Genomic DNA, 13,739 nt, shown 5'->3' with positions numbered 1-13,739 from the left:
GATCTCCCCTAGTGGGCCACGGCCGCTGCAGCGGCTTCGTCGATGAGGCGGCCGGTCCGGAACCGGTCGATGGTGAAAGGTGCGTTGATCGGATGCGGCTCATCCTTGGCAATCGTATGCGCGAAGACATGGCCGGATCCGGGTGTCGCCTTGAAGCCGCCTGTGCCCCAGCCACAGTTGACGTAGAGCCCCTGAACCGGGGTTTTCGACAGGATGGGCGAACGGTCAGGCGTCGTGTCGACGATGCCACCCCAGTTGCGAAGCATGCGCATGCGCCGGAAATGCGGGAATAGTTCGCAGATCGCGTCGATTGTGTGGTTGGTGATGTGAATGCCGCCAGCCTGCGAATAGGACACGAACTGGTCAGTGCCCGCACCGATCACAAGCTCGCCCTTGTCGGACTGCGAAATGTAGGCATGGATCGTATTTGACATGACCACGCACGGGAAGGCGGGTTTCACGGGTTCGGAGACCAGTGCCTGCAGGGGGAAGGATTCCAGCGGCAGCCGGACGCCGGCCATGTCCATGACGACAGACGTGTGACCGGCTGCGACGACACCGACCTTCTTGGCCTTGATGAAACCTTTGACCGTTTCCACACCCTCGATGGCCCCATTCTGGCCGCGGCGGATGCCGGTGACGGCGCAGTTCTGGATAATGTCGACACCCAGGGCATCAGCACCGCGGGCATAGCCCCAGGCGACCGCATCGTGACGGGCGGTGCCGCCGACGCGCTGCAAGGCTGCGCCCATGACCGGATAACGGATGTTCTTTGAAATGTTCAGAGGCGGGCAATATTCCTTTGCCTCTTCCGGCGTCAGCCACTCATTCTGAACGCCTGCCAGACGGTTGGCGTGAATGTGGCGTTGTGCCACCTGAACGTCGTGAACCGTGTGCGCGAGCATCATCACGCCACGTGCAGAATACATGACGTTGTAGTTCAGTTCCTGGGACAGGTTCTGCCACAAGCCCATTGCGTGATTGTAGAGCCCGGCGCTTTCCTCCCACAGATAGTTGGAGCGCACGATGGTCGTATTGCGACCGGTGTTGCCACCGCCGAGCCAACCTTTTTCGATGACCGCGACGTTGCGGATGCCGTGTTCCTTGGCAAGGTAATAGGCAGTTGCCAGACCGTGCCCGCCGGCGCCGACAATCACGACGTCATATTCGGCCTTGGGTTCCGGAGCGCGCCACTGGCGGCCCCAGTTCTGGTGCGCGGAAAAGGCGTTTTTCGCCAGTTCCAGAAAGGAATATCGCTTCATGAAGCAGCGGCTCCGCACGTTGCCGGCAAGCAAATCGGATAAATCCGCTCGGCCGGCCGTCAGGGTCAATACGCAATTGAACGACGACTTTAGCGACACGGCCGGAGTCTCGTCCATTGGGAGGCATATTCGCGATTGGGGTCGAGGTTGCGTATAAGGTTTCAGTCGCATGCTTGTCTGAATGCGACATGGGTGTCTTACGGCCTGCGATGAATTGTGCCAGACTAACCAAACCCTCGGAGAAACAATGGATTTCAGCGCTTCCTGCAAGGTGTCGGGCGGGGTAGATTTCATCGAATAGCGCAATCCCGACAGCGGATGCCGCATCGGTTCTTGCATTTGCAGATATGGACGTTAACTCTCCCCGGGAAACACACATCAGGAGATCCTTCATGGAAGTTCGCGCCGCTGTGGCCGTTGGGGCCGGAAAACCGCTTGAAGTCACCACTGTAAGGCTTGAAGGCCCGCGCGCTTTTGAAGTGCTGGTGGAAATCAAGGCAACCGGCATCTGCCATACCGATGAATTCACCCTGTCGGGTGCGGATCCGGAAGGTCTGTTTCCCGCGATTCTGGGTCACGAAGGGGCAGGTGTCGTTGTCGAGGTTGGCCCGGGTGTGACTACCCTGAAGCCGGGCGACCATGTCATTCCGCTCTACACGCCGGAATGCCGGACCTGCGAATATTGCCTCAATCCGAAAACAAACCTCTGCCAGTCGATCCGCGCGACACAGGGGCAGGGCCTGATGCCGGACGGCTCGTCCCGATTCTCGACCCTCGATGGTGACCCGATCCTGCACTACATGGGCACATCGACCTTCTCCAACTACACGGTCGTACCGGAAATCGCTCTGGCGAAGATCCGTCCGGACGCGCCATTCGACAAGGTCTGCTACATCGGCTGTGGTGTTACGACCGGCATCGGTGCGGTGATCAACACCGCAAAGGTGGAAATCGGTTCGCGTGCGATTGTCTTCGGCCTCGGCGGCATCGGTCTGAACGTTCTCCAGGGTCTGCGTCTTGCCGGTGCCGACCAGATTGTCGGCGTTGACCTGAACCCGGAAAAGAAAGAGATGGCGGAGCGTTTCGGCATGACCGATTTCGTCAATCCGAGTGAAGTAGACGGCGACCTTGTTCCGTATCTTGTGAACCTCACCAAAGGTGGGGCCGACTATACGTTCGATGCGACCGGCAACGTGAATGTCATGCGTACGGCGCTTGAATCAGCCCACAAGGGCTGGGGCGAGAGCATCATCATCGGTGTTGCTCCGGCTGGTGCTGAGATCTCGACTCGTCCGTTCCAGCTTGTGACCGGCCGCGTCTGGAAAGGCACCGCATTTGGTGGCGCGCGTGGCCGCACGGACGTTCCGAAGATCGTTGACTGGTACATGGACGGCAAGATCGAGATCGATCCGATGATCACCCACACGATGCCTCTCGAAGACATCAACAAGGGGTTCGATCTGATGCACTCCGGTGAATCGATCCGCTCGGTGGTGGTTTACTGATCGAACGTCAGGCGTACCCCGCCGACATTTTGCCAAGGCGTCGTCCCTGCGAAAGCGGGGACGCGCATGCTGCGTCTCTCCGGTCTGGCAAGGCAAGGCCGGAGAAGTCCTTTTGGATAGGCGGCTATTCAGAGATTGGAATTGACTGACAATGAAAACCCTTTCCGAAAACAAGTCCTTTGGCGGCACCCAAGGTGTCTATAGCCACATGTCGGAAGCCTGTGGTTGTGAAATGACTTTTGCGGTCTACATTCCGCCGCAGGCCAAGGACGGCCCCGTGCCATGTCTTTGGTATTTGTCGGGTCTGACGTGCACCCATGAAAACGCCATGACCAAAGCCGGGCTGCAGGCCCATGCCGCCGAGTTTGGTATTGCCGTCGTCTTTCCGGACACCAGCCCGCGTGGCGAGGGCGTTGCCAATGATGAGGCTTATGATCTGGGGCAGGGGGCGGGCTTCTACGTCAACGCGACAGAGACTCCATGGGCGCCACATTTCCAGATGGAGACCTACATTGCCAGCGAATTGCGCGATCTGGTGACCGAGAACTTCCCAGTTTCCGTGCATCACGGGATCACCGGGCATTCCATGGGCGGGCACGGCGCGTTGACGCTGGCAATGAAATATCCCGGGCATTATCAGTCATTGTCAGCCTTTGCGCCGATCGCAAACCCCACGGCTTCCGACTGGGGCCGCAAACAGCTTGGGGCCTATCTCGGAGCTGATGAGACACTCTGGACAGCGCATGACGCGACGGTTCTGGTCAAGGAAAAGGGCTGGGCCGGTGATGTTCTGATTGATCAGGGTGCAGGCGATCAATTCTACGAACTGCTCAAACCCGCTGCACTCATCGATGCATTGACCGAAACGAAGACGGCTCACACCTACCGCTTGCAGGCAGGCTACGACCATTCCTATTATTTCGTGTCAACGTTCGCGCGCGACCACGTCGCCTGGCATGCCGAGCGACTGAAGGGTTAATCTACCACTTTCGGACTTGGTTCTTTTCGCTCAAGGCTTTCGCGTAGGCGCTTTGGGCGAATTTTCTGGGCAATCTCAATTCGCCTAACATGTACCATTCTTCGATGTGTTCGAGAACGATCGGTTCGAACACATCGTTCATGGCCCGGATTGTTTCCTGTAGATCATAGCCGGTGGTTTCTTCAGGTCTTTGCAGAGGTGGCAGAAGGACCATCCTGAAACGGGCCGGTCCCAGTCGCACAAGATATGTCGGGATAATTGTGCCGCCGCAGGAATTGGCGATCTTTACCGCGACGGTCGCATTTCCTTTTTTCGGTAATGGTCGACCGAAACTGGGCAGATGGACCTGCTTGTCGCGAACTTCGTCCACGAAAATGGTCATGGAATACTGCCCGTTGTTCATCAACCGGTGCAGCCGATACGCGCTTCTTTGACCCGGTGGGAAAAGATACTGGTTTCGCTCCTTGCGGATCGCATGAACAATGCGGTTCTTGAACCGGTTGGGTTCAGGTTGAAATGGACCGATGCTCGGTCCGGCGAGCCCCTCGTGTATCGCCACGAAAAGTGCTTCCCAGGTGCCAAGATGCATGGATGTGAAGATCACTGGTGCGCCTTTGGCCTGCGCCGCTTTCAGATGTTCCAGCCCTTCAACTTCAATACGAGCACTTTTCCATAACTTGTTGACGATGCAGAACTCGGACATCGTTCGGCCGATGTTGTGCCACCATCGTTTCAGTCCCGCTTTCCGGCCCGTGTCGGTGTTCCAGCGGTTGACGGTCAGCGTTTCAAAATTACGGCTGATGCGCTGCGGAAACAGTTTGTCTCGATATGACCAGCGCATTACCGGCACGAGCAAATTGCCGAAAGCCGATGCGAATGCTGGTGGGCACAGCTTCAGCGAATGATGAAAAAGGGTGTTCAGGACACCGTCCTTGACATGAACGAACCAGTGAAGCCGAGCTGCCTCCCGCTCTGCCTCCTGTTGAGAAAAGAGGTCCCGTAGACGAGGAGCGGCGGGCTCTTCTGCAAGAGTTTCAGCGAAGGGAATATCTTCCAGCCGCGTCTGTTTGGTCATGAATGGCGCGGGTGCAGCGTCATTGGCAGGTTTTCACCAGGGCGCAAGGTCAACCGCGCTACCGGCTGGACGTCCGTGCCGTCTTTCAGCTTGAGTTCGAAATCCTGGGCGAGAATGGCCAGGCTGAGAATTGCTTCTGTCATGCCGAATTGCAGTCCGGCGCAAATGCGCGGGCCGATGCTGAAGGGGACATACCCGTATTTATTGGGTTTTTTCGATTTCGGATTGAGAAAACGGCCGGGATCAAAAACGTCCGGTTTCGACCATAGCACCGGATTGCGATGCATAAGCCATGGCACCACCATGACCAGCGAACCTTTTGGCACTGACTTGCCGCCGATGCTTGTGTCGGCCATTGCCTCTCGCGCAAGGATCGGGACCGGCGGATACAGCCGCAAGGTTTCCTCGATGACAGCCTTGGTGTAGGGCAGGTTGGGAACGTCCTGGAATGTTGGTGACCGGTCGGCGAGGACCGTGTCGAGTTCGGCCTGCAATTTTGCCCTACTCTTGTCGCATTGGGACAGCAGGAACCAGGCCCAGGCCAGTGTGTTGGCAGTTGTTTCATGGCCGGCCATGAAAATCACGGCAGCTTCGCTGATGATTGCCTCACGGCTCAGTGGTTCGCCGTTCTCGTCTCTCGCTTCCAGCAAACCGCCAATGACGGATGCTTCGCCTTTTTCCTTCTGCGCTTCGTAGTTGGCGATGATCTTGTCGAGCACCGTCATGATGCGCTCGACAGGTTTCTTGATCGCACGGCCACGAAAACGTGGCAGCCATTCGGGCAGTCCGAAGAGGGAGAGGATGTCGACCTGGTCGATATGGCGCTGATAATCCGAAAAACCCTGAACGACTTCGGCAGCATGATCCTTGCCCAGCTGGCGTCCAAAAATGGTCCGGCAAATGATCTCTGCTGTCAGGTGTGCCATATCGGCGAGCGCATCGACCTCAGCGCCTTCGCCCTGCGATGCCCAGTCGGCTCGCTGTTCCTCGATGGTTTCGATCATGATCGGCGCGAATCCTTTGACGCGCGAGCCGTGGATGATCGGTGCTACCACCTTGCGGCGTTTCGCCCAGGTTTCGGTATCACTGATAAAAAGACCGTCGCCGAGAAGAGGCTGCAAGGCATGACGCATTTGCGGGCTTTTGCGCTGCAAGACCTCGTGATTGGTCTGGAATGCTTCACGAACCACGTCTGGCCGGTTGCAGATCACCAGTTCACGAGTGAAGATCTTTTTGCTTCTGAGGCGGCTTTGAAAATCATCAACGCCCCAAATAGATAGAAAATTGCGCTTGGCCATGCCGATCAGGCTCCAGACCGGCGGCATCTTTTCATAGCGGAACGGGTAGGGCGGCACGAAGTCTTCAGCCTTGGTGGCTGTCGGTTCGGCCTTTTGGGTGTCGCCTGAAATTTGTGCGGAAACAGTCACTAAAAATAATCCGAATTGGTTCTGGTTTTACCGGAATAACCTGTCAGATGGCTTTTAGTCACTTGGGCCGAACACGTAAAGCACAGAGCGCGAGCATCAGCCATCCGAGGATCACCATCATGCCTCCGATTGGCGCCGACATCGCAAACAGGCGCCTTTCCAGAAAAGCCCGCATCAACAGGTCACCACAGAACAGGGACAGTCCTGCGGCAAGGAATATCAAAACGACGGGAAGGAGCGGCACTCTCCGCAATTGGGCGAGAAGGCCGATGCCCAGGAACACAGGCGCGTGAAACAAAAGCATGTGTGCAGCGGTTTCTATCAGGCTTGACGCGCTGGCGTGCGCGGACAATGCCAGACTTACGACGCCGGCTGCACCTGAGACACTGGCCATGGCCATGCCCGTTCTGAGAAGAGGAGCGGTCGGGGTCGCCTGAGGCTGCATGTGGGTCATCCGGTTTGTCCTGGAAACGTTTGACCCGCCGGCGCAAGCCGGCAGGCCTGGAGAAGGGGTCGGATCAGGCAGCAAAGCCGCGCTTTTCAAGAAGAGCATCGATCCGTGGCGCACGCCCCCGGAATGCGAGATACGCGGCTTCCGGGTCCTGCCGGCCACCGGCTGAATAGATGTAGGTCAACAGTTTTCCAGCCGTTTCCGGATCAAATACGTTGCCCTTCTCTTCAAATGCCTCAAACGCGTCCGCATCCATCACTTCCGACCACATGTAGCTGTAATATCCAGCCGCGTAGCCGTCGCCCGAAAAGACATGCTGGAAATGCGGGATACGGTGACGCATCGTGATGGCTTGCGGCATGCCGATCTTGCCGAGTTCTTCCTTTTCGAAGGCTGCAACATCTAGTTCTGCCGGATCTTCCAATTGATGGAGTTCGAGATCGATCAGTGCGGAAGCCGTATACTCTACCGTCGCAAATCCCTGATTGAAATTGGCGGCAGCAAGCAGCTTGTCGAGAAGTGCCTCGGGCATCGGTTCGCCGGTCTTGTAGTGAACGGCGTATTTTGAAAGCACTTCGGGTTGAGACAACCAGTGCTCATACAGCTGAGAGGGCAACTCGACGAAGTCACGCGAGACGCTGGTGCCCGAGATCATGGGGTAGGTCACATTCGAAAGAAGACCGTGCAGGCCATGGCCAAACTCGTGGAACAGGGTCCGGGCATCATCGAACGTCAGCAGTGTGGCTTCACCCTTGGCACCTTTGGAGAAATTCATCACATTGACGATGATCGGCGTTACGTCGCCTTCCAGCCTGTGTTGCGACCGGAATGCACTCATCCAGGCACCGGATCTTTTTGACGACCGTGCGAAATAGTCTCCCAGAAAGAGACCGACGTGATTGCCATCCTTGCCGAGTACTTCAAACACCCGGACATCCGGATGGTAGACTGGCATGCCCTTGAGTTCTTTGAAAGTAAGCCCGAAGAGACGTGTTGCCGTGTCAAAGGCAGCCTGGATGATGTTTTCAAGCTGCAGGTAAGGCTTCAGCTCCGTTTCATCCAGATCGTGTTCGGCCTTGCGGACTTTTTCGGAATAAAAGCGCCAGTCCCATGCCTCGATAGAATGGTTTTCGCCGGCATTGCGCGCCATATCCGCCAGCTTGGCTTCTTCTTCCCGCGCCTGAGCGACCGCCGGTTCCCAGACCTTCACAAGCAGGCCTCTGACGTTGTCAGGCGTCTTGGCCATCGTGTCGTCGAGCTTGAACTCCGCAAAGTTCTTGAAACCGAGCATCCGGGCTTTCTCGTCCCGCAGTTTGAGGGTTTCGCTGATGATTGCCCGGTTGTCGGTCTGGCCGCCGTTTTCTCCACGGGCGGACCATGCCTTGAAGGCTTCTTCACGCAAACGCCGGTTCGTGGAAAATTGAAGGAAAGGTTCGATTGAGGAACGGGAAAGCGTGATGACGTGCTTTCCGTCAAGCCCTCGTTCGTTTGCAGCTTCGGCAGCCGACGTCAGCAGGAAGTCAGGCAGGCCGGCACGGTCTTCCTCGGTTTCCAGAACAAGCTGATAATCCGACTCATCCTTGAGTACGTTCTGGGAAAAGCTGGTGCCGAGGGTGGCAAGTCTTTGCGAAATGTCAGCCATCCGCGCCTTGCCGGCATCGTCAAGGCCTGCACCGGCCCGCTGGAACATTTTCTGATACCGCTCGAGCACGCGTGCGTCTTCGGAATTGAGTTCAAGCGAATCCCTTTGTTCCCACAATGCAGCAATCCGGCCGTATAGCTTGGAATTCAGCAGCATTTCCGAGGAATGTTTGGCAAGCTTCGGTGCAACGTCGCGCTCGATCTTTTGCAGGGCCTCATTGGTATGGGCACCGGTCAGGTTGAAAAACGTCCTTGCAACCTTGGTGAGCGTCTTTCCTGACGTCTCCAGGGCAACAATCGTGTTTTCAAAAGTCGGCGCCACCTCATGATCGGCGATCCTGTCAGTGTCCGCCTTGGCTTCCGCCATGGCGGCGTCGAATGCTTCCTCGAAATGCTCGGGAGAGATCGTTTCGAAGGGAGGCAGGTCGAACGGCGTGGTCCAGTCGGAAAGAAGCGGATTGACGGTCATTTGTGCCTCGGAAGGTATCTTGAAGGATGTCAGCGACATATGGCGCAGATTGGGATCGGTTCCAAGCACTCTGCGGCTAAATAGCGCCTTGAAGCCGGTCAGGCCGCAGAACGCGATATGGCAACCGGTGTTACTGTTTGGTGGGTAAGGAAGGCAACGGCAATCGCTTGCCTCATGATGTCTTGTATCGGTCGTTCGATGTCATTGGCATCCCTTGGAGACCGCTTACCACATCGAAGTCTTGGCACGCTCCGGCCATTCGCGGTCATAGGTTTCACCATCGAAACTTGCCTTGATTTCCTTCATGATTTCACCTGGTGACGGCAAGTCGCCCTTGCCGGTCCTGTTCTCGGTTTCCCAGAGGCCGGCACGCATGATGGCGCGTGCACACTGGAAGTAGACCGAGCCGATCGTGACCACGATCACCGAACGAGGCAAATGGCCTTCTTTCTCGAAGCTGGCAATAAGGTCCTGCTCGACGGAAAGTACTGCCTTGCCGTTGATCCTCAGAACGTTGTTCCAGCCGGGAATCATGAACATGAGCGAGACACGCGGGTCGCGAACAATATTGCGCAGCGAGTCGATCCTGTTGTTGCCCCGCCGGTCGGGCATCAGCAGCGTCTGGTCATCCTGTATCCTGACAACCATGCCGTCGTCGCCGCGCGGAGAGCAGTCGAGCCCTTCTGGTCCACAGGTTGCAAGTGTGCAGAAGTTGGAAGCCTCGACAATCCTGCGATACGCAGGGCTCAGATGATCGATTTCCTTGATCAAGGACGCTTCTCCGGCAGTACCGTAGTGTGCGTGAAGGTCCTCAAGGGAAGTGAGGATGCTCATTGAAATGATTCCGGGCGGGTGTACGGGGACGAAGGCGAGAGCCGCAGCTTATCCGCCCGTATCCGTCTCCGTCAATTTCGCCGCGGACGTCCTTTGAGCTCCGTCCGATCTTGCACTTTGGTCTAACGTTTTGAAATTCCGGATTTTTGAACCTTTACGTCAAGGTAATTTCGCGTTGCGGTATGCGTGAGAAGTAAGTGGCTGAAAATCAAAAAGAAACAAAATGACGCAATGCAATAAAAATCGCGAGAAAATTCGAAGATTAGCCGTGATTACTTCGAAAGTATAATGAGTTGGTGAGGGTGAGCGATCCGATAGTCGTATTGCTGTTTTGCAGATGATTTTTTTACAGTCGTTGCAGCTTGCAGTTTTGGTGCGGAGGAGCCGGGATCCCGGACGGGGAACAAGCCGGAATTGCTTGCAGCTGTACAGCTATTGCAGGCGTGCCCGAGGTGGGTACGCGACGCCTTTCTGGGAGGAAAGTATGAGCTTAATTCGTAAACCCCTCAATCGTCGTTCCATTTTGCGCGCTGGCGCATTGGGCGGTGCCGCATTGGCAACGCCGACCATTTTCACCAGCCGCGCATGGTCTGCCGGTTATCTCAACGAACCGACAGGCGCTGAAGTCGTTCTGGGCTTCAACGTTCCGCAGACCGGCGCATATGCCGACGAAGGGGCAGACGAACTGCGCGCCTATCAGCTTGCCGTCAAGCACCTGAACGGTGAAGGCGACGGCGGTTTGTTGAACACCTTCTCGTCGAAGGAACTCAAGGGCAACGGCGTCAACGGCAAGAAGGTCGCCTTCGTGACCGGTGACACGCAGACCAAGTCTGATGCAGCCCGTGCATCCGCAAAGCGCATGATCGAAAAAGACGGCGCTATCATGATTACCGGTGGTTCTTCCTCCGGTGTGGCGATCGCCGTGCAGTCGCTCTGCCAGGAAGCAGGCGTCATCTTCATGGCGGGTCTGACCCACTCCAACGACACCACCGGCAAGGACAAGCGCAAGAACGGTTTCCGTCACTTCTTCAACACCGAAATGTCCGGCGCTGCGCTGGCTCCGGTTCTGAAGAACAACTACGGCACCGATCGCAAGGCCTATCACCTTACCGCCGACTACACCTGGGGCTGGTCTCAGGAAGAATCCATCAAGAAGTACACCGAAGGCATGGGCTGGGAGACAACAGCTGCCGTTCGTACGCCGCTTGGCGCTGGTGACTTCTCGCAGTACATCACGCCGGTTCTGAACTCCGGTGCTGACGTTCTTGTTCTGAACCACTATGGCAAGGACATGGTGAACTCCCTGACCCAGGCTGTTCAGTTCGGTCTGCGCGACAAGCAGGTCAACGGCAAGGACTTCGTGATCGTGGTTCCGCTGTACTCTCGTCTGATGGCGCAGGGTGCCGGTGAAAACGTGAAGGGTATCTTCGGCTCCACCAACTGGCACTGGTCGCTGCAGGACGAAGGCTCCAAGGCTTTCGTCAAGTCCTTCGGTCAGGAATACGGCTTCCCGCCGAGCCAGGCTGCGCACACCTGCTACGTCCAGACCCTGCTTTATGCCGATGCCGCACAGCGGGCTGGCACGTTCGATCCTTGCGCGATCGCCGCAGCTCTCGAAGGCTTCGAGTTCGACGGCATGGGCAATGGTCCGACCCTCTATCGTGCAGATGACCACCAGTGCTTCAAGGACGTTCTGGTCGTGAAGGGTAAAGAAAACCCGAGCTCCCAGTTCGACCTTCTCGAAGTGGTGGAAGTCACTCCGCGTTCGCAGGTCGAATACCCGGCAGACATGCTGGGTGGCGAACTCGGCGCGTGCAACAACGGCGCATAAGCTCTTGAACGTCGGCAGCCGCCGGAGGATCTCCGCCGGCGGCTGCTGCTTATCAGGACGCAAGTGACGCAGCAAATAGCGGCAAGACCATGGATGTGATTATTCTTCAACTGCTGAACGGGTTGGACAAGGGCGGAGCATACGCGCTGATCGCCTTGGGACTGACCCTGATTTTCGGGACCCTTGGGGTCGTCAACTTCGCGCATGGTGCCTTGTTCATGCTTGGTGCGTTCTGCGCGGTGTCGTTCAACAAGCTTCTCAGCCTGGAGATCGTGACGACGGATCCGACCAAGACGACGGCGTGGGGAACTCCCCTCGAAATCCGTACACCCTACATCGAGGCATACCTCGGAGACTTCGGTCACTGGGTGCTCAACTATTCGGTGCCGGTTTCCATCCTGCTTGCCATTCCGGTCATGCTGCTTTTCGGTTTCATCATGGAACGCGGCCTGATCAAGCACTTCTACAACCGGGCGCACGCCGATCAGATCCTCGTCACCTTCGGCCTCGCTATCGTTCTTCAGGAAATCATCAAGTCGATTTTCGGCGCCAACCCGATCCCGCAAACCGCGCCAGATGCCGTACGCGGAGCAGCCGACATCGGAGCTGCCCTCGGCTTGGATCCTGGCGTGATCGTCTATCCGTACTGGCGCATGGTCTACCTTGCCTTCGCAGGCGCCATCATCGCAGCCGTCTTCGCCTTCCTGCAATTCACCACCTTCGGCATGGTTGTCCGGGCCGGCATGGCAGACCGTCATACGGTCGGGCTGTTGGGCATCAACATCGAGCGCCGTTTCACCATCGTTTTCGCGATTGCCGCAGTGGTCGCCGGTCTAGCCGGGGTCATGTACACGCCGATCCTGCCGCCCGACTATCACATGGGCATGGACTTCCTCGTGCTCAGCTTCGTCGTGGTGGTTGTTGGCGGCATGGGGTCGCTGCCTGGAGCCGTCGCGGCAGGTTTCCTGCTCGGCATCCTGCAGTCCTTCGCATCGATGAATGAAATCAAGGCCATTCTTCCAGGCATCGACCAGATCATCATCTATCTCGTTGCTGTGGTCATCCTTCTCGTGCGTCCGCGCGGGCTGATGGGCCGCAAGGGCGTCATGGAGAACTAAAAAAATGTCTACAAAAACATCTCCTGCACGCGACTACATCTTCTTTGCGATCTTTGCTGTCGCGGTGCTTACGATGCCGATCTGGCTTGAGCCGATTGGTGCCGGTTATCCCGACCTTCTGCAGAAGTTTGCAATCTTTGGTCTCTTTGCGACTGGTTTCAACATTCTGTTCGGTCTGACTGGATACCTGTCATTCGGCCATGCCGCGTTTCTGGGTGTCGGTTCCTACACCGCAGTCTGGACGTTCAAGCTGCTTGGCATGAACCCGATCCCCGCCGTGATCATGGCAATCATCGCGTCCGGCATCTTCGCACTTGCCATCGGCTATGTGTCGCTGCGCCGGTCGGGCATCTATTTCTCGATCCTGACGCTCGCTTTCGCTCAGATGTCCTATAACCTGGCCTATTCGGTTCTGACGCCAATCACCAACGGGGAGACCGGCTTGCGTGTTCTGCGCAGCGACCCGCGTCTGTTCGATGGCAATGGCGGTCAGGAAGGCCCGCTGATCGCGAACCTGTTCGGCATTGAAATGACCGGGTGGGGCGGGTTCTACTTCTGTGCGGTCATCCTTCTGATCGGCTTCTTCGTTGCACAGCGGATCTTCCGGTCGCCTTTCGGCATCATGTTGCGCGCCGTGAAGACCAACCAGAACCGTATGACCTACACCGGCCTCAATCCGCGTCCCTACACACTGGCGGCGTTCGTGATCTCGGGAATGTATGCAGGTCTGGCCGGTGCTTTGATGTGCATCACCGATCCGCTGGCGGGTGCTGAACGCATGCAATGGACTGCGTCGGGAGAGGTCGTTCTCATGACCATTCTCGGCGGCGCAGGCACCTTGCTCGGCCCGATCTTCGGTGCGGCGCTGATCAAGTATTTCGAGAACATCTTCTCTGCCTTCAACGAGCAGACCCTGCATGAGATTTTCGGTTTCCTTCCGGACTTTATCGAAGGCCCCGTCATCTCCGTTGCCGGCCTGTTCGTCGGTGAAGGCTGGCATCTTACGCTCGGTGTTCTCTTCATGCTGATCGTTATCTTCCTGCCTGGTGGCATCATGGAAGGCGTGTCCCGGATCGGTAAGCTGTTCAAGCGGTCGTCCGGCAAGTCCGAACCGAACCGTGCAACTGCCCCTGCAGAGTAAGGAACA

11 protein-coding genes are annotated in these 13,739 nt (G+C 57.1%); 5 read left to right on the top strand and 6 right to left on the bottom strand.

Annotated elements, in window-relative coordinates; translation table 11 throughout:
* Nucleotides 1-8: 8 nt before the first annotated feature.
* Nucleotides 9-1,262 (bottom strand): sarcosine oxidase subunit beta family protein, encoded by a 1,254-nt coding sequence (locus tag HEP89_RS23455; RefSeq protein ID WP_077293746.1) that lies wholly within the window; start codon nt 1,260-1,262, stop codon nt 9-11.
* A gap of 392 nt (nt 1,263-1,654) precedes the next feature.
* Here HEP89_RS23455 and HEP89_RS23450 point away from each other — a divergent pair, with 392 nt between their 5' ends.
* Nucleotides 1,655-2,767 carry an S-(hydroxymethyl)glutathione dehydrogenase/class III alcohol dehydrogenase gene (locus HEP89_RS23450; RefSeq protein WP_022999395.1) on the top strand — a complete coding sequence of 371 codons (1,113 nt, stop codon included), beginning with the start codon at nt 1,655-1,657 and terminating at the stop codon, nt 2,765-2,767.
* A 151-nt stretch (nt 2,768-2,918) separates the two neighbouring features.
* A complete protein-coding gene (gene fghA, locus HEP89_RS23445) occupies nt 2,919-3,746 on the top strand; it encodes an S-formylglutathione hydrolase (protein WP_077292997.1) in 828 nt (275 codons plus the stop codon).
* Nucleotide 3,747: 1 nt separating this feature from the next.
* Here the strand turns inward: fghA and HEP89_RS23440 are convergent, their stop codons facing one another.
* From HEP89_RS23440 to HEP89_RS23420, 5 genes are all read right to left on the bottom strand, one after another.
* Nucleotides 3,748-4,821, bottom strand: a complete 1,074-nt coding sequence (locus HEP89_RS23440) for a lysophospholipid acyltransferase family protein (RefSeq protein ID WP_077292996.1) — start codon at nt 4,819-4,821, stop codon at nt 3,748-3,750.
* Entirely contained in the window at nt 4,818-6,248 is a 1,431-nt protein-coding gene (locus tag HEP89_RS23435; RefSeq protein ID WP_077292995.1) for a cytochrome P450, read from the bottom strand. The genes HEP89_RS23440 and HEP89_RS23435 overlap by 4 nt, the downstream gene beginning before the upstream one ends.
* A 58-nt stretch (nt 6,249-6,306) precedes the next feature.
* Nucleotides 6,307-6,702 (bottom strand): DUF423 domain-containing protein, encoded by a 396-nt coding sequence (locus tag HEP89_RS23430; protein WP_228148042.1) that lies wholly within the window; start codon nt 6,700-6,702, stop codon nt 6,307-6,309.
* A 64-nt stretch (nt 6,703-6,766) separates the two neighbouring features.
* The gene (locus tag HEP89_RS23425) at nt 6,767-8,809 is read right to left on the bottom strand and encodes a M3 family metallopeptidase (protein WP_197923283.1); all 2,043 of its coding nucleotides are present in this window, start codon (nt 8,807-8,809) and stop codon (nt 6,767-6,769) included.
* A 225-nt stretch (nt 8,810-9,034) separates the two neighbouring features.
* Nucleotides 9,035-9,643, bottom strand: a complete 609-nt coding sequence (locus tag HEP89_RS23420) for a pyridoxamine 5'-phosphate oxidase family protein (protein WP_022999389.1) — start codon at nt 9,641-9,643, stop codon at nt 9,035-9,037.
* Between the two features lie 484 nt (nt 9,644-10,127).
* Between HEP89_RS23420 and HEP89_RS23415 the strand changes: the two genes are divergently transcribed.
* The 3 genes from HEP89_RS23415 (at nt 10,128) to HEP89_RS23405 (ending at nt 13,733) form a co-directional block, all read left to right on the top strand.
* On the top strand, nt 10,128-11,474 hold the full coding sequence (locus tag HEP89_RS23415) for a substrate-binding protein (RefSeq protein WP_031268785.1): 1,347 nt from the start codon (nt 10,128-10,130) through the stop codon (nt 11,472-11,474).
* Nucleotides 11,475-11,563: 89 nt separating this feature from the next.
* Entirely contained in the window at nt 11,564-12,592 is a 1,029-nt protein-coding gene (locus HEP89_RS23410; protein WP_022999387.1) for a branched-chain amino acid ABC transporter permease, read from the top strand.
* Between the two features lie 73 nt (nt 12,593-12,665).
* Complete coding sequence (locus HEP89_RS23405; protein WP_228148144.1) at nt 12,666-13,733, top strand: branched-chain amino acid ABC transporter permease; 1,068 nt, start codon at nt 12,666-12,668, stop codon at nt 13,731-13,733.
* The last annotated feature ends 6 nt before the right edge of the window (nt 13,734-13,739 follow it).

Origin of the sequence: Labrenzia sp. 5N (genome assembly GCF_012395805.1) — a bacterium.
In the GTDB taxonomy this organism is placed as follows: domain Bacteria; phylum Pseudomonadota; class Alphaproteobacteria; order Rhizobiales; family Stappiaceae; genus Roseibium; species Roseibium algicola.
The sequence above is the reverse complement of the archived record's forward strand: the minus strand, read 5'-3'. Positions and strand labels throughout refer to the sequence as shown.